The 16,623-nt window shown below is 73.0% G+C and carries 12 protein-coding genes; 11 read left to right on the top strand and 1 reads right to left on the bottom strand.

Annotated features, from left to right (window positions below; translation table 11 throughout):
• Positions 1-42 precede the first annotated feature (42 nt).
• The 3 genes from AC3EU2_RS07555 (at position 43) to AC3EU2_RS07545 (ending at position 5,473) form a co-directional block, all read left to right on the top strand.
• On the top strand, positions 43-1,494 hold the full coding sequence (locus tag AC3EU2_RS07555; RefSeq protein ID WP_488179095.1) for a protealysin inhibitor emfourin: 1,452 nt from the start codon (positions 43-45) through the stop codon (positions 1,492-1,494).
• 131 nt (positions 1,495-1,625) lie between these two features.
• On the top strand, positions 1,626-4,652 hold the full coding sequence (locus AC3EU2_RS07550) for an alpha/beta fold hydrolase (protein WP_488179094.1): 3,027 nt from the start codon (positions 1,626-1,628) through the stop codon (positions 4,650-4,652).
• Positions 4,649-5,473, top strand: coding sequence for an ABC transporter permease (locus AC3EU2_RS07545; RefSeq protein WP_488179093.1), 825 nt, complete (start codon positions 4,649-4,651; stop codon positions 5,471-5,473). Before AC3EU2_RS07550 ends, AC3EU2_RS07545 begins: the two co-directional genes overlap by 4 nt.
• Here AC3EU2_RS07545 and AC3EU2_RS07540 read toward each other — a convergent pair.
• Positions 5,466-8,156 carry an AMP-binding protein gene (locus AC3EU2_RS07540; protein WP_488179092.1) on the bottom strand — a complete coding sequence of 897 codons (2,691 nt, stop codon included), beginning with the start codon at positions 8,154-8,156 and terminating at the stop codon, positions 5,466-5,468. The two genes, AC3EU2_RS07545 and AC3EU2_RS07540, sit on opposite strands and share 8 nt — an antisense overlap.
• 84 nt (positions 8,157-8,240) lie before the next feature.
• Here AC3EU2_RS07540 and AC3EU2_RS07535 point away from each other — a divergent pair, with 84 nt between their 5' ends.
• The 8 genes from AC3EU2_RS07535 (at position 8,241) to AC3EU2_RS07500 (ending at position 16,445) form a co-directional block, all read left to right on the top strand.
• The gene (locus tag AC3EU2_RS07535) at positions 8,241-9,272 is read left to right on the top strand and encodes an extracellular solute-binding protein (protein ID WP_488179091.1); all 1,032 of its coding nucleotides are present in this window, start codon (positions 8,241-8,243) and stop codon (positions 9,270-9,272) included.
• Positions 9,273-9,293: 21 nt separating this feature from the next.
• Positions 9,294-10,985: an ABC transporter permease gene (locus AC3EU2_RS07530; protein WP_488179090.1), complete on the top strand. Its 1,692-nt coding sequence runs from the start codon at positions 9,294-9,296 to the stop codon at positions 10,983-10,985.
• Positions 10,982-12,076 carry an ABC transporter ATP-binding protein gene (locus AC3EU2_RS07525; RefSeq protein WP_488179089.1) on the top strand — a complete coding sequence of 365 codons (1,095 nt, stop codon included), beginning with the start codon at positions 10,982-10,984 and terminating at the stop codon, positions 12,074-12,076. The genes AC3EU2_RS07530 and AC3EU2_RS07525 overlap by 4 nt, the downstream gene beginning before the upstream one ends.
• Before the next feature lie 216 nt (positions 12,077-12,292).
• The gene (locus tag AC3EU2_RS07520; protein ID WP_488179088.1) at positions 12,293-13,306 is read left to right on the top strand and encodes a methionine ABC transporter ATP-binding protein; all 1,014 of its coding nucleotides are present in this window, start codon (positions 12,293-12,295) and stop codon (positions 13,304-13,306) included.
• Complete coding sequence (locus tag AC3EU2_RS07515) at positions 13,303-13,980, top strand: methionine ABC transporter permease (protein ID WP_488179087.1); 678 nt, start codon at positions 13,303-13,305, stop codon at positions 13,978-13,980. The genes AC3EU2_RS07520 and AC3EU2_RS07515 overlap by 4 nt, the downstream gene beginning before the upstream one ends.
• A 114-nt stretch (positions 13,981-14,094) precedes the next feature.
• On the top strand, positions 14,095-14,946 hold the full coding sequence (locus AC3EU2_RS07510) for a MetQ/NlpA family ABC transporter substrate-binding protein (RefSeq protein ID WP_488179086.1): 852 nt from the start codon (positions 14,095-14,097) through the stop codon (positions 14,944-14,946).
• Between the two features lie 234 nt (positions 14,947-15,180).
• Positions 15,181-15,654: an acyl-CoA thioesterase gene (locus AC3EU2_RS07505; protein WP_488179085.1), complete on the top strand. Its 474-nt coding sequence runs from the start codon at positions 15,181-15,183 to the stop codon at positions 15,652-15,654.
• 32 nt (positions 15,655-15,686) lie between these two features.
• Positions 15,687-16,445: a hypothetical protein gene (locus tag AC3EU2_RS07500; RefSeq protein WP_488179084.1), complete on the top strand. Its 759-nt coding sequence runs from the start codon at positions 15,687-15,689 to the stop codon at positions 16,443-16,445.
• The last annotated feature ends 178 nt before the right edge of the window (positions 16,446-16,623 follow it).

Here is a 16,623-nt window from a genome sequence, read left to right as displayed (position 1 = left end):
TCTGCAGGTGCGACTGTCGGAGGTGCGGGTGAGGATGGGCTCATGACGACGGACGAGCCGCAGGACACCACGACCCCCGCGCCCCCACCCGCGCGGTGCGGGATCGTGCCGCCCTACCTGCTCGAGGCGCTCGCCACCTCGGGCGAGCCGCACCTCGAGCAACCGGCCCGCGAGACGCTTCGCCTCGACCAGCTCCGCTACGAGCAGCGCGTACGCGACCGGACCCTGCGGGCGCGGCCGGGCGTGAGCCGCAGGGCCGCGCGGGCCACGTCGGTCGCCCCCAACCGGGTCGTCCACGACGCCACCCACGGCACGACGCTGCCCGGCACGGTGGTGCGCTCCGAGGGCGACCCGGCCAGCGACGACACCGCGGTCAACGAGGCGTACGACGGGCTCGGCGCGACCTGGGAGCTGTGGCACGCGGCATACGGGCGCAACAGCCTCGACGACAAGGGGCTCGGGCTGCTCGCGACCGTCCACTACGGCACCGACTACGACAACGCGTTCTGGGACGGCACCCAGATGGTCTTCGGCGACGGGGACGGCGAGGTGCTGCTCGGCTTCACCCGCAGCCTGGACGTCATCGGGCACGAGCTCGCGCACGGCGTCACCCAGTACACCTCCGGCCTCGTCTACCAGGACCAGGCCGGCGCGCTCAACGAGCACGTGTCCGACGTCTTCGGCATCCTCGTCAAGCAGCGGGCCCTGGGGCTGAGCGCGCAGGAGTCCGACTGGCTCATCGGCGCCGAGCTCCTCGGACCGACCGTGCAGGGCGTCGCGCTGCGCTCGATGAAGGAGCCGGGCACCGCCTACGACGACCCGCGGCTGGGCCGGGACCCGCAGCCGGGGCACATGCGCGACTTCGTCGTCACCGACGACGACAACGGCGGGGTCCACATCAACTCCGGCATCCCCAACAAGGCCTTCCACCTCGTGGCCACCACTCTCGGCGGCAACGCCTGGGAGCGTCCGGGCTCCATCTGGTATGCCGCGATCACCGGTGACATCAAGGCGGACTGCGACTTCGTGGCGTTCGCCGCGCTCACCGAGGAGGCGGCGGCCGGCGCCTACGGCGAGGGCTCCGCCGAGGTCGAGGCGGTCCGCTCCGCGTGGCGTTCGGTGGGCGTCTCCGACCCCCCCGTTGCGTCAGCGCCAACGGCTGTTCCAGCGACCGATGACGCTGACGTTGACGCGGGCGCGGGCGGGCCGGGAGGGGCGGTCGAGGTCCAGGTTCGCCGGACCGGCGGGTTCGCCGGCCTCGTCCGCGAGCGCACCATCAGCCTCGACGAGCTGCCCGCCGCCGACGCGTCCGCGTGGCGTTCGCTCCTCGCGGGGCCGACGCCGACGCTGCAGTCGTTCGCCGGAGGGCCGGCCCAGCCGGACCGCTTCTGCTACGGGGTGAGCTGCGAGTCGCCGCCGCTCGACGTCACCATCCCCGAGCCTGCTCTGCCGGGCGAGGTGCGCGAGCTCTTCGACCGCACCCTCGAGGCCTGATCCCCGACCGGGCCGTCGGGCGCTGGGGGCGTTGGGGCGCGGGCGGAACCAAGTCGTGGGGTCGAGACGTTCGTCGGGTGTGCGGTAGGCACAGGACCGACCCCCGGACGTCGTCGCGAGAGGATGAGCCCATGCAGCGGCTCGCTCAGGCACGTCGTCGTCGTGTCCTCGCGACCGTGGTCGGCGCCCTCACCGGGTTGTCCGTCCTCGGGGGCCATGCCGCCCCGGTCTCGGCCGCTGGCGGCACCACCTCCACCACGGCCGCGGACGCCACCTCCACCACGGCCGCGGACGTCAGGACGACCGACCAGCTCGTCGACGTCGGGGCCGAGACCGACGGCACGCCGGTCCGGCTCGACACCCGGCTCTACCTCCCCGGCGGCGACGAGCCGCGCCCTGCCGTGCTGCTCGCCCACGGCTTCGGTGGCAGCAAGGAGTCCGTCGACCGCGAGGCGCGGCAGTACGCCGCGGACGGCCACGTCGTCCTGACCTTCACGGCGCGCGGCTTCGGTCGCTCCGGCGGCCGGATCCACCTCAACTCGCCGGACCACGAGGTCGCCGACGGCACGGTCCTCCTCGACCTCCTCGCCGCCCGTCCCGAGGTGAGGCAGGACGGCTCGGGGGACCCGCGGGTCGCGGTCGTGGGCGGCTCCTACGGCGGAGCGTTCGCGCTCATGCTCGCGGGGGTCGACCAGCGGGTCGACGCCACGGTCGCCGCCATCACGTGGAACGACCTCTCCACTGCCCTCTTCCCCCAGGCGGCAGCGGGCAGCACCACGCCCGGCCCCTACAAGCAGCTGTGGGGCGCCCGCTTCTTCGGCGCGAGCGTCGGCTCCCTCACCAGCGCCGGCACCGCCACCGGCACCGCCGCCCCCACCTCCTCGGCCCCAGGTCCCTCCGCCGGGGCGGACCCGGCGTCAACCCGACTTATTGCGCATTCCGGTCAGACCGCGGAGCCCGCGCCGGTCAGCGAAGGGACCGGAATGCGCAATAAGTCGGGTTCCTGGGACCGCGATGCGCAATCAGTGGTGGGGGCAGTCGCGGCGGGCGCGGGCGCGGTGGCTGGCCCGGCGGACGTGCTGTGCGGGCGCTTCGAGCTGGGGCTGTGCGCCGCGCTCCAGAACGCCGCCGAGACCGGCCGGCCGAGCGTCGGGCTCACCGCGACCCTGCGTCGCAACAGCCCGCGCGGGACGATCTCCGCCGTCACCGCGCCGACCCTCCTCGTGCAGGGTGAGGCCGACACCCTCTTCGGGCTCGATCAGGCCGATGCCAACGCCGCCGGCCTGGCCGCCGCGGGGACCCGCCACGCCGTGCGCTGGACCGACGGCGGGCACGACGGCGCCTCCTCCAACCCCGGCCTCGACGAGGGCGCCGCCCGGACCTGGCTGCGCACGTACCTCGCCGGCAGCCGGACCGACCCGCTCCCCGTCCCCGCCTTCACCTACTCGCTCCCGGTCCCCCGGCGCAGCGACACCGCCCCCGTGGCGACCCTCGACGCGTACCTCGGGCTGCGGGGCACCCCCCGGCAGGTCCCGCTGCGCGTCCCCGACGAACCGGCGGCCCTGCTCACTCCTCCGGGCGGCCAGCCCAGCTCGATGACCTCCCTCCCCGGGATCGGCTCGCTGGAGCTGCCGACCTACCGGCTCGCCGCCCTCCCCGGCATGTCGACCGCCTTCGACAGCGCCGTGCTCGAACGCTCCCTCACGGTCGTGGGCACCCCCAGCGTGCAGCTCCGGGTGACGTCGACCGGGGAGGAGGCGACCCTCTTCGTCTCGCTCTGGCGGGTCGAGGGCACCGACGCGGTCCAGCAGCGCTCCCTCACCGCGCCCATCCGGGTGGCGCTGACACCCGGCCGGGCCACGGACGTCACCGTCGACCTCCCCGCCTCGGTCTGGTCGATGGCCGCGGGGAGCCGATGGCGCGTCCTCGTCACGACGACGGACACGGCGTTCACCACCCCCCGGCAGGCCCGTGCCGACCGCATCACCCTCGCCACCCCCACCCTCACCGTGCCGACGGCGGAGGGCCGTATCCTCCCGTCGACCACCGAGCGGGACACCGAGTCGATCGCCCTCGCCGGCGGCATCCTCGCCCTGCTCGGCGGGATCGGCGGGTCGGCCCTGCTGCGGAGCCGGCGCCGGCACCGGGAGCACGTGCGTGAGGAGTACGCCGACATCCCGCTCGTCGTCGACCGCCTCGTCAAGACGTACGCCGACGGGCACCGGGCCGTCGACGACGTGTCCTGGCGCGCGGAGCGGGGCCAGGTCGTCGGCCTGCTCGGTCCCAACGGCGCCGGCAAGACGACGACGATGCGGATGATGCTCGGCCTCATCACCCCCGACTCGGGGATGGTCCACGTCCTGGGTCGACCGGTCCACCCGGGCTCGGAGGTCCTCGGCCGGGTCGGAGCGCTCGTCGAGGGGCCGGGGTTCCTGCCCCACCTCACGGGCCGGCAGAACCTCCAGGCGTACTGGGCCGCCACCGGACGCCCCGCCGCCGAGGCCGGCATGGACGAGGCCCTCGCCGTCGCGGCGCTCGGCGGCGCCCTCGACCGTCCGGTGCGCACCTACAGCCACGGCATGAAGCAGCGCCTCGGCATCGCCCAGGCGATGCTCGGCCGGCCCGAGGTGCTCTTCCTCGACGAGCCGACCAACGGCCTCGACCCGCCCCAGATCGCCGCGATGCGCCCGATCCTCCAGTCCTACGCCGCGTCCGGACGCACCGTGGTCGTCTCCAGCCACCTCCTCGCGGAGGTCGAGCTGACCTGCAGCCACGTCGTCGTCATGAACGCCGGGCGCGTCGTCACCGCCGGTCCGGTCGCCGAGCTCCTCTCGAGCGAGGACACCACCGTCTTCGAACTGGCCTCCCTCGCCTCGCTCGCCCCCGCCCGGGCGGCTCTCGAGGGCGCCGACGGCACGCGGTCGCTCGAGGTCATCGACGACCCGTCGAAGCCAACCCTCACCGTCGTCTCCGACCGGCCCCGCGAGTCCGTCGTCCGCGCCGTCGTCGACGCCGGCGCTGAGGTCGTCGGGGTCGGCAGCCGGCGCCACCTCGAGGAGGTCTTCCTCGGGGTCATCGCGTCCTCGCAGGCCCCGTCCGCCGACGGGTCCGCGGACGGCTCGCTCGTCGAGCGCCTGCGCCAGGTGCGTGCCCGATGAGCCGGCCCCTGTCCTGGCGGGCCGAGCTGCGTCGCCAGCTCGGACGGCGTCGCACGCTCTGGATCATCGGGATCGTCACCGCGCTGCCGCTCATCCTCGTGACGGCGTTCTCCCTCGACAACGACCCCGGCCGGCCCGGCGACCCCACCGTCCGGCTCGTCGACCTCGCGACCGGCGGTGGGCCGAACTTCACCGTGTTCGCCTTCTTCGTCTCGGCCGAGCTGCTCCTCTTCATCGTCGCCGCGCTCTTCGCCGGCGACCCGGTCCCGGCCGAGGCGTCCTGGGCGTCGCTGCGCTACCTGCTCACCGCGCCGGTCACGCGAGCTCGCCTGCTCACGAGCAAGCTCGTCATCGGGTTCCTCTCGACCGCGGCGCTCGTCGTCACCCTCCCCGCGTGGGCCCTCCTCGTCGGCACCCTCGCGTACGGCACCGAGCCGTTCAGCATCCTCGGCGGCGGTGAGCTGCCCTGGGGCGAGTGGCTCCCCCGGATGGCGCTCGCGGTCGGCTACGTCCTCGTCATGATCGCTCCGGTGGGTGCCTTCTCGTTCTGGGTGGGCGTCCGGAGCCAGACCCCGCTCGCCGCGGTGGGCGGCGCGCTCATCCTGCTCATCGTCTCGGGCATCCTCGACTCGATCGACGCCCTCGGCGACTGGCGCAAGGCGCTGCCGGCGCACTACTCCCGGGCCTGGCTCGACCTGCTCGTCTCCGGACCGGTGGACTGGGCCGACCTGCGCCACGGCGCGCTGTGGTCGATCCTCTACACCGTGCTCTTCGTCGCCCTCGGCTACCGGCGCTTCCGCCGGCAGGACATCCTCAGCTGAGCGTCGCGCCGGAGCCCGAGCGCGCCGGCGTCTCCATCCGTCGCGACACCTGGCGACCGACCCACCGCGCGACCGGCTCGACGAGCGGGGTCGACCCGCGCCACACGATCCAGCCCGCGACGACCGCCGCCACGGCGCCGAGCAGCGAGTAGCCGACCCTGCCCAGCACCTCCCACTGCACGAGGTAGATGAACAGCGACGCCGACGCGAGCGGCACGAGCACCGGCACGAGGAACGCGGGCACCCGGACGGAGCGCACCCACAGCAGGACGAGCAGTCCGACGGCGACGGTGAGCTCGCGGGTCAGGTCACCGAAGGTGCCGGGCACGACCACGACGACGTATGCCGTGAGCAGCCACCGCTGCCACCTCGCGTCCGCGCGGGCCATCGCCCACCCGAGGGCGAACAGCCAGAGCACCGCGGCGGGCCGCCCGTTGACGTGGTGCGAGCCAACGTCGACGAGCCCGAACCGGATCACGAGACCGATCAGGGCGAGGCCGACCGGCACCGCGAACGGCCGGGCCCGCTCGAGCCGGTCGAGGGCCGGCACGCTCAGCAGCACCGCGACACCGGCGAGCAGGTGGACGAGCACCTCGACGAACCAGTAGCGCCACTGCGCGTTGACGTCGGCGCCGAGGACGGAGGTGAGCAGGGCGGCGTTCCACCCGGTGTAGCGCTCGTCGATGAGGACGAGCACCCCGATCCAGACGGCGCTGGGCACGGCGATCCGGGTCACCGACTCGAGGACGTGGGCGACCCGGTCGCCGCGACGCGCACCGGCGAGCTGGAAGCGCGCAAACGCGTAGCCGGCGACGGCGAGCAGCACGTGCGCCCCACCGCGGACCTCGAGGACACCCGCGTGGGTGAGCACGATGACCGCGATCGCGAGGGCACGCAGCAGGACCGAGGTCTCGACGACCCGCCCGCGCAACCACCGCCGCACCGGTCCCGGCTCGGCCTCGACCGGGACGCGCCGTGCCTCCGCCTGCTCCACGAGCTCCGCGATCGAGCGGACCTGCCACGACGCGGGCAGCGTCCCGAGCAGCCCTTCGAGCCGGACCGACATCTCGACGTAGGACAGCGAGTCACCGCGCAGGGTGACGAACGAGTCGTCGACGGTGGCGTCCGGCCGGTCGAGGACGACCGCGTAGAGCGCCCGCACCTCGTCCACCGCACCCGCCGCACCCGCACCCCCCGCTTGCGTCTGCGTCGATGGTGAGGTTTCTGACCATCCGCGCAGACGCTGGGCGCCCGGGGCCGAGGCCGGGGCGGGGGCCGGAGTCGGAGCCGGCGGCGGCGCGGAGAACTGGGCGGCGAGGGCGGGGCGGTCGACCTTGCCCGAGACGGTGCGCGGGGCCGCGTCGAGCGCGAGCACGGCCACCGCCGCGCGCGGGACGGCATACCGCTCGCTCACCGCACGGCGGACGCGCTCCGGGACGGCGTCGTCGACGGCCACGAGCGCAACGAGCAGGCGGTCCCCGCCATCGAGGACGTATGCCGTGTGGCCGTCGGCCGCGAGGTCCGTCTCGACCCGGTCGAGGTCGATCCGCAGGCCGCACACCTTGGCGACCCGGGTGCGGCGGCCGACGAGCTCGACGAGCCCGTCGGCGTCGAACCGGGCGAGGTCACCGGTCCGGAGCTCGTGCACCTCGGGGCCTCGGGCCAGGTCGGCGGGCGACTCGGCGTAGCCCATCATGACGTTGCCGCCCGTGTAGACGAGCTCGCCGACGCCGGTCCCGGCGTCCTCCGACGCTGACAGCGGCTCGATCCGGAAGTGGCCGCCGCGCACCGCGACCCCGACCGACGAGGGGTGCGTGCCGGCCAGCCGCGGCGGCAGGGTCGCCATGCGGGCGGTCGCCTCGGTCTGGCCGTACATCACGCACAGCTCGAAGCCGCGCTCCTCGCCGAGCCCGGCCCAGCGCCGCACGGTCGCTGGGTCCATCCGACCGCCGGCCTGGGTGAGGAGCCGGAGCGAGGGCAGGTCCATCGACGCGAACCCGACCGCGTCGAGCAGGTCGAACGTGTAGGGCACCCCGGCCAGGGTCGTCCCCCCGGCGGCGGCGAACGCGTCCCAGAAGCACGCGTCGACGACGGACAGGTCGGTGAGCAGCACCCCGGCGCCGACCGACAGGTGGCTGAGGAGGACGGACAGGCCGTAGCAGTACTGCAGCGGCAGCGTCGTCGTCGCGACGTCGTCCGGTCCGAGCTCGAGCGCGTCGGCGATCTGGACCGCGTTGCAGTCGAGGTTGGCCGCGCTGAGCCGGACGAGCTTGGGCGACCCGGTCGAACCCGACGTCGAGAGGAGGAGGGCGAGGTCGGGGTGGAATGTGTGGACGCTGCCCTCCCGCCGCTCGGCGAGCTCGCCGCCGCGCGCCACCACGTCGGGGTCGTAGGCCGTGACGAGACCGTCCGAGCCCGACGAGGTGACGAGCACCGGGTGGCCACCGGCGAGCGCGGCGAGCAGCGTCGTCACCGTCTCGAGGTCGTTCGTCGCCTCGAGGAGCACGAGCCGTGGAGCCGGCCCCAGCGTGGCCCGGCGGGCGTCGACGCGGTCGGCCAGGGCGGCATACGTCATCGTCTCGAGCCCTGCCGAACCGGCCCAGGACAGGGCGGTGGCACCACCGAACGACCGCAGCCGCCCGACGAGGGCGACGCGGTGCCGGGGCAGGGCGGGGGCCGTCACAGCGATCGATGGTACTGGGATTTGGTCAGGCTTACCTAACTCCGGTTCAATGGTGGGGTTCGCCGACCAGACCAGGAGTCCCTCGTGCCCCGCACCGCTCGCGTCCTCACCGCCGGCCTCGTCGCCACGGCGACCGTCCTGCCCCTCGCGGGGTGCGGCGTCCTCGGCATCGGTGGCAGCTCCGCCGACCTGCAGATCTACTCCGCGCGGCACTACGACCTCGAGGGCGCGTTCAAGGACTTCCAGGACGAGACCGGCATCAGCGTCGAGTTCATCTCGGGCAACGACGCCGAGCTGCTCCAGCGGATCAAGGCCGAGGGGGACGACGGCGAGGCCGACGTGTACATGACCGTCGACGCCGGCAACCTCTGGAACGCCGGCGAGGAGGGCGTCCTGCGCCCGCTCGACTCCACCGCGCTCAGTGAGGCCGTCCCCGCCGACCTGCGCGACAGCGGCAACCAGTGGTTCGGCCTCGCGATGCGCGCCCGCACGACGATGTACAACCCCGACAAGGTCAAGCCCACCGACTTCGACGCGACGAACACGTATGCCGGCCTCACCGACCCGAAGTGGAAGGACCGCCTCTGCATGCGAGACTCCACGTCGGCCTACACGCAGAGCCTCGTCGCGAGCCTCATCGACCTCGACGGCCGCGACAAGGCGCTCGCCACCGTCAAGGGCTGGGTGGCCAACGGCGTCGACATCAAGTCCAACGACGTCGAGCTGCTCAAGGCGATCGACGCCGACCAGTGCGACGTCGGCATCACCAACCACTACTACCTCGCCCGCGAGCTCGAGAAGAAGGCCGACCTCAAGGTCAAGCCGTTCTGGGCCTCTCAGTCCGGCGCCGGCACCCACGTCAACATCTCGGGGGCCGGTGTCGTGAGGTCCTCCGACAACGCCGCCCAGGCGCAGCAGCTCATCGAGTGGCTCGCCACCAAGGGCCAGAGCGCGTTCGTCGACGGCAACCACGAGTACCCCGTCAACGAGTCGGTGAAGCCCGAGCCGGTCATCGCCGGGTTCGGGGAGTTCACCCGCATGCCGCTGTCGGCGCAGGCGTACGGCTCGCAGAACGCCGAGGCCGTCAAGGTCCTCTCCGAGGCCGGCTACCAGTGACCGACCCGCAGTGAGCACGCCGTGAGCACCTGGCCGAGCACCCGCTCCAGCGCTCGTTCGAGCACCCGGGCGCGGTTCGCGGGGACGGGCCGGCCCTGGTGGTCGGCGACCGTCGTCGTCATCGCGCTCGTCGTCTCGGTGCCGGTGCTCTCCGTGCTCGCCGCGGCGGTCGCCTCCGTGGGCAGCCCCGCCTGGCCGGGTGACCTCGGCGAGATGCTGCTCACGACGGTCCTGCTCCTCGCGGGGGTGGCGGTGGGCACCGCGCTCCTGGGCGTCGGGCTGGCGTGGCTCGTCACGGCATACGACTTCCCCGGCCGCCGGGCGTTCTCCTGGCTGCTCGTCCTGCCGCTGGCGATGCCGGCGTACGTGCTCGGCTTCCTCTTCCTCTCGACGTTCGGTGCGGCCGGCGGGCCGGCGCGGGCGTCGCGCGACGTCTTCGGCGGGTCGGCGGTCGTCGAGCTCCTCGCCGGACACCTCGGCGCGCCCGTCGTGCTGTCGCTGACCCTGTACCCGTACGTCTTCCTGCTCTCCCGCGCGGCCTTCCGCGGGCAGGGGCAGGCGACCTGGGACGCCGCCCGGATGCTCGGTGCCTCGCCGTGGCGGGCCTTCCGGCAGGTGCTGCTGCCGCTGGCGCGTCCCGCGCTCGCCGGCGGGCTCGCCGTCGTCATGATGGAGACGCTCACCGACTTCGCCACGGTGCAGTACTTCGGGGTGCGCACCGTCTCGGTCGGCGTCTACCTCACATGGAAGGGGAGCTTCGACTTCGCGTCGGCGGCGCAGCTTTCCGTGCTCGTCCTCGTCTTCGCGGTCATGGTGCTCGCCGGCGAGCGGATCCTGCGCGGTGGCGCCCGCTACGACTCCCGCGGTGGCGGCCAGCGCCCGCCGGCCGCGCCGCACGTGCTCACCGGTGCCTCCCGCTGGTGGGCGTTCGCAGCGGCGGCCTCGGTGCTCGCCGCCGGCTTCCTCCTGCCGGTCGTTCAGCTGCTCTGGTGGGCGGTGAGCGCGACCCTGGCCGACTCCTCCTCGCTCTCGACCGGCCGCTTCGCCAGCAACCTCACCAACAGCGCGGTCATGGCCGCGCTCGCCGCGATCGCCTGCGTCGCGCTGGCCCTGCTCGTGACCCACGGGGTGCGCGTCACGGGTGGTCGTCTCGCCAGGGCGGCCGCGCAGCTCACGACCTTCGGGTATGCCGTCCCGGGCGCCGTCATCGGGATCGGCGTCCTCGTCGCCTTCGCCGCCCTCGACGGCTGGCTCGAGGCGCTCGGGGTGCCCGGCGGGACCGGCCTCGTCGTCACCGGCTCGGTGCTCGGCATCCTCGCCTCCTACGTCGTCCGGTTCCTCGCGCCGGCCTACCAGGCGGTCGACGCGAGCTTCGCGACGATCTCGGCGTCGGTGACGAACTCGGCCTTCTCCCTCGGCGCGAGCCCGATGCGGGTGCTGCGCAAGGTCCACCTGCCGCTGTCGCGCTCGGGCATCGCCGTCGCTCTCGTGCTCGTCGCCGTCGACGCCGTCAAGGAGCTGCCGCTCGTGCTGCTGCTGCGCCCCTTCGGGTTCACGACGCTCTCGGTGTGGGTCTACGAGCTCGCCAACGAGAACTTCTGGGAGCAGGCCGCGCTGCCCGCCCTCCTCATCGTCGCGCTCGCGATCGTCCCGGTGTGGTTCCTCGTGCGGCAGGTGCGCCTCGCCGAGCCGCACCAGCAGGTGACGTCATGACCGACGCCCTGCTGATCGACGGGGTCACCAAGTCGTACGGGGTCACCCCAGCCGTCTGCGACCTCGACCTCTCGATGCCGCAGGGCGAGATCCTCGCGCTCATCGGCCCGTCCGGCTGCGGCAAGTCGACCCTGCTGCGTCTCATCGCCGGCCTCGAGCGCCCGGACTCCGGCGCCGTGACCGTGGGCGGCCGCGTCGTCGCCGGACCGTCCTGGGTTCCACCGGAGAAGCGCCGGGTCGGCCTCGTCTTCCAGGAGCACGCCCTCTTCCCGCACCTGCGCGTCGGCGATAACATCCGCTTCGGCCTCGCCGACCGTCCGCGCGGAGAGCAGGACGCCCGGGTGCGTGAGGTGCTCGACCTCGTCCACCTCTCGCACGTCGCCGACCGCTACCCGCACGAGCTGTCCGGTGGCGAGCAGCAGCGGGTGGCGCTCGCCCGGGCCCTCGCCCCCCGGCCGGCGGTCGTCCTCATGGACGAGCCGTTCTCGTCGCTCGACGAGTCCCTGCGGGCGCGGGTGCGCGCCGACACCGTCGAGGTCCTGCGCGCCACGGGCACCACCGCCGTGCTCGTCACCCACGACCAGACCGAGGCGCTCGCCGTCGGCGACCGGGTCGGGGTCATGCGCGAAGGCGTCATCGAGCAGCTCGGCACCCCGGTCGAGGTCTTCGAGCGCCCGGTGAGCCGTTTCGTCGCCTCGTTCATGGGTGACGCCGACTTCCTGCCCGCCTCGCTCGTCGAGGAGGGTCTCGCCTGCGAGCTCGGCCTCGTCACCGTGCGCAGGGACACGGACCAGGCCGAGATCGTCCTGCGCCCGCACGAGGTCTCGCTCAAGCTGCCCGGCGTCGGGGTGCACGGGGCGCCGGCGGTCGTGACGCACGTCGAGTACCACGGTGCCTTCGTCCTGCACACCGTCCGGCTTGCGTCCGGTCGCACCGTCCGGTCGTGGCAGCCGCACTCCGTCCGCTACCCCGTGGGCACGGAGGTCCTCGTGTCGATCGTGCTCGGGATCATTCCCAGCGTCCTCGTCGGCGAACGCACCCTCGGCGCCTCCCCCGCGACGTCCCCACCCACCCCGGCGGCCGCTGGCTGACCCCGGAACGCGCGCCCCGGCATACGCCAGCGTCCGCAACCCTGGTCGGAAACTCGACCACCTCTGCGGACGCACCCACCCAGGGCCAGGGCAGCGTCTGCGTGGATGGTCAGAAACCTCACCATCCGCGCAGACGCAAGCCGTATGCCGGGCGCACCCGGACCAGCGCGTGGGACCGATTTGCTTATGCGACGAATAACCCTTGATTATGGATGTGTGGTTGACGATTCATCAGCTCCCCCGGCCCTGGCCGTGCGGGACCTCACCAAGACCTTCGAGTCGCGCAGCGGCGCCGTCACGGCGCTCGACCGGGTCTCCCTCACCGTCCCCCGGGGTGAGATCCACGGCATCGTCGGACGCTCCGGCGCCGGCAAGTCGACGCTGATCCGCTGCCTCACCGGGCTCGAGCGCCCGACGTCGGGAGAGGTCGTCGTCGCCGGCGAGGACATCACCGTCCTGCGCGGTGACCAGCTCCGGGCTGCGCGGCGCCGGTTCGGCGTCGTCTACCAGCACGCCAACCTGCTCGACTCCCGCACCGCCGCCGACAACGTCGCCCTGCCGCTCGAGATCGCCGGCTGGGACAAGGCCCGCATCGACGCCCGCGTCACCGAGCTGCTCGACCTCGTCGGCCTGGCCGACCGCGCCCGGAACCACCCCGGCCAGCTCTCCGGTGGTCAGCAGCAGCGCGTCGGCATCGCCCGGGCGCTGGCCGCGGACCCCGAGATCCTCCTCTGCGACGAGCCGACCTCGGCCCTCGACGCCGCCACCACCGGCTCGATCCTCGCCCTGCTCCGCGAGCTGCGCGACCGGCTCCGCATCACCATCGTCATCATCACCCACGAGCCCTCGGTCGTGCGCGAGGTCTGCGACGCCGTGACGCTGCTCGGCGACGGGGCCGTGCTCGAGCAGGGCCGCCTCGGCGAGCTCATCTCGGACCCGACCAACCGCCTGCACCGCGAGCTCATCCCCCTCGTCGAACCCGCGGCGGACGGACTCACCCGCCTCCAGGTCGCCCTCGGGCACCCCGACGCGACGGTCGGCACCATCGACGGCATCGTCGCCCTGCTCCGCCGCGAGGGCATCGAGTCCGACGTGGCCGCCGCGACCGTCGAGACCATCGCCGGGCGCCGGGTCGGGCGCCTCCTCGTCGAGCTCGCCGACCCGAGCCAGGTCGACCGCGCCCACGGCGTCCTCGACACCGCGCGCCTCCACCCGGAGGTGGCGGCATGAGGACCGAGGCCGAATGGCTCGACAACCCGGTCATCACCGAGGGGCTGCCGGTTGCGCTCGCGGAGACCTTGGCCATGACCGTCGGGTCGGCGGCGATCACCGCCCTGCTCGGTGTCGTCGTCGGAGTGCTGCTCCACAACAGCTCCCCGGGAGGCATCTCCCCCCGACCGGGCCTCAACCGCGTGCTCGGGGGCGTCGTCAACGTCGGGCGCTCGCTGCCCTTCCTCATCCTGATGATCGCGATCATCCCGTTCACCCGCTTCGTCGCAGGGACGACCGTCGGCTGGCGGGCGATGATCGTGCCGCTGACCATCGGCGCCGTGCCGTTCTTCGCCCGCCTCGTCGAGACCTCGCTGCGCGAGGTGTCGTCGGGCAAGGTCGAGGCCGCCACGATGATGGGCGCCACCCGCTGGGACGTCACCCGCAAGGTGCTCCTGCCCGAGGCCCTGCCCGGCATCGTCGCCGGGCTCACCACGACCGTCATCGCGCTCATCGGTTACAGCGCCATGGCCGGTGCGGTGGGTGGTGGTGGCCTCGGGGCCACGGCGATGTCCTACGGCTACAACCGGTTCCAGACCGATGTCATGATCGCGGCCGTCGTGCTGCTCGTCGCCGTCGTCCAGCTCGTCCAGGTGGCCGGCGACCGCGTCGCGCGCGCCGTCGACCACCGCTGAACCCCCGGGCGGCGTATGCCGTCCGCTCCCGACAGCGCCGTCGGCCCACCTGATCCGCCGCTCACCCGGCACACCCCCGTCGGCCGACCGGCCGGCACACCGAAAGGAATCCCCATGCCCTCCTTCCCTCGTCGTGGCCTCGCCGCCGGAGCCTCGTTCCTCGTCGCTGCGAGCCTCACGGCCTGCGGCGCCGGAGGTGGCGACAGCAGTGCCCCGGGGGCCGATGACCAGGGCGTCACCAAGCTCGTCATCGGTGCCTCGCCCACGCCGCACGCCAAGATCCTCGAGTTCGTTGACAAGGAGCTCGCCGCCGAGGCCGGGCTCGACCTCGAGATCAAGTCCTTCGACGACTACGTCCAGCCCAACGTCCAGCTCGCCGAGGGCACCCTCGACGCGAACTACTACCAGCACCTGCCCTACTACGAGGCGCAGGTGAAGGACCGGGGCTACGAGTTCGCGCACTACGAGGGCGTGCACGTCGAGCCGTTCGCGCTGTACTCGAAGAAGGTCACCGACGTCGCCGCGCTCACCGAGGGCGCCCAGGTCGGCATCAACAACGACCCGTCCAACCAGGGCCGGGCGCTCGAGCTCCTCGCCAAGGCGGGCGTCATCACGCTCAAGGCCGGCAAGGACGCGACCAACGCGACGATCTACGACGTCGACGAGAACGCCAAGAAGCTCACGTTCGTCGAGACCGACCCCGCGCAGCTCGTGCGCTCGCTCGACGACCTCGACGTCGCCGTCATCAACGGCAACTACGCGCTCGAGGCCAACCTGTCCCCGTCCAAGGACGCGATCCTCGTCGAGGAGGCGGACGGCAACCCGTACGCCAACTTCCTCGCGGTGCAGGCCGCGGACGAGTCCAACCCGGCGCTCAAGAAGCTCGACGAGCTGCTCCACTCGCCCGAGGTCAAGGCCTACCTCACGAAGACCTGGGCCGACAGCTCGGTGCTCCCCGCCTTCTGACCCCTGCGCGTTGCGGCACGGCCGACTCAGCCGTCCCCCGGGCCCTCCGCCTCGTTGCGTCAGCGTCAGTGGTCGCTCTAGCAGCCGCCGACGCTGACGCAACGAGGGCGCCTGCTCGCAACGTCAGCGTCGAGGGTCGCTCTAGCAGCCGTTGACGCTGACGCAAGGGGAGAGGGCATTGACGCGACGGCCCGCGACGGCGCGCGCCACCAGCGCGCAACTAGCCTGAGAGGCATGACCTCGGACCAGCCCGACCCCCGCACCCTCGAGCGCTCGGACTTCCCCGAGATCCAGCGGGTCTCGACGCGGTGGTCCGACAACGACATGTACGGCCACCTCAACAACGCCGTCTACTACGAGCTGTTCGACTCGGTCCTCAACGCCTGGCTCATCCGGGAGACCGGGATCGACGAGACGGTCTCGGAGGCGATGGGCGTCGTCGCCGAGTCGTCGTGCCGGTTCTACTCCGAGCTCGCCTACCCGCAGCCGATCGACGTCGGCGTCCGGGTCGAGCGGGTCGGGACCAAGAGCGTGACCTTCGCCTTCGGCCTCTTCGCCGAGGGGAGCGGCGCCATCGCCGCCCATGGGCTGTGGGCGCAGGTCTACGTCGACCGGGGCGCACGGCACACGGTCCCCCTGCCGGACGTCGTGCGTGAGGTCGTCGAACGCACCGCCGCCGCCCAGCCCACCCGCCGCGTGGCGAACTAGTCACACCAGTCACTCCCGTTACAGTGAGCGCCATGACGACCCGGGGTTCCCTCCTGTCCACCCGCCGCACGCTCCGCACCGTCCGCGTGGCCGCGCCGATGCTCGTCGCCGTCCTCGCGCTCGGTGCCTGCTCCGACAACGAGCCGACCGCGGCGCCGTCGAGGTCGTCAAGTCCCAGCACCTCGCCGTCGGAGACGCCGACCCCGAGCGAGACGCCCAGCGCCACCCCGACCGTCACGACGACGCCGACCGCCACCCCCTCGGTGACCCCGACCCCGACCCCCACCTCAACCCCGAGCCCGACCGCGACGGCCACGCGCGCCCCCTCGGCGACGCCGTCGCCCACCCGCGCGAGCTGCCCCGCCTCGAAGTCCGGCGCCCCCAACACGAGCGGCATGACCAGCGCAGCCGCCGCCACGGCCAAGAAGGTGCACGCCGCGGCCAAGGCCTGCGACGCCGCCGCCCTCGTCTCGATGGCCAAGGCAGACGCGACCGGGCTCGCCGGCGACCAGGCGCCCTCGGCGATCTTCACGACGCGCACCCCGCAGAACTTCGTCGCGCTCGCGACGCTGCTCACCCTGCCGCTGACCGAGACGTTCGACGGGACGATCCAGCCGCGCGTCTTCTCCGAGCAGTACGCCCAGACCGACGCCGAGTGGGACGTCGTCGTCTCCGCCGGCCTCGTCACCCGCGCCGCCGCGACCAAGATGCGCCAGGACGGCGGCTACACCGGCTACCGCGTCGGGATCGCCGGCGACGGCACCTGGACCTTCTTCACGACCGGCCGCTGAGCCCTCGACGGTCCCTCGCCGACCCCTCGGCAAGCTGCTCGAGAACGCGCCCCAGACGGCCTCTGAGGGGTGGGGGCCGTATGCCGGGTCGGAAACCGGTCTCATCTGTCGAAGAAACCGCCTTCCCGGGCCTCCACTGGCGTGCGTCGACAGTCCTGACAGGTAAACTTCAGGGTGA

It is taken from the genome of Knoellia sp. B-D-2 (assembly GCF_057714695.1).
This window is presented reverse-complemented; position numbering and strand designations above follow the sequence as displayed.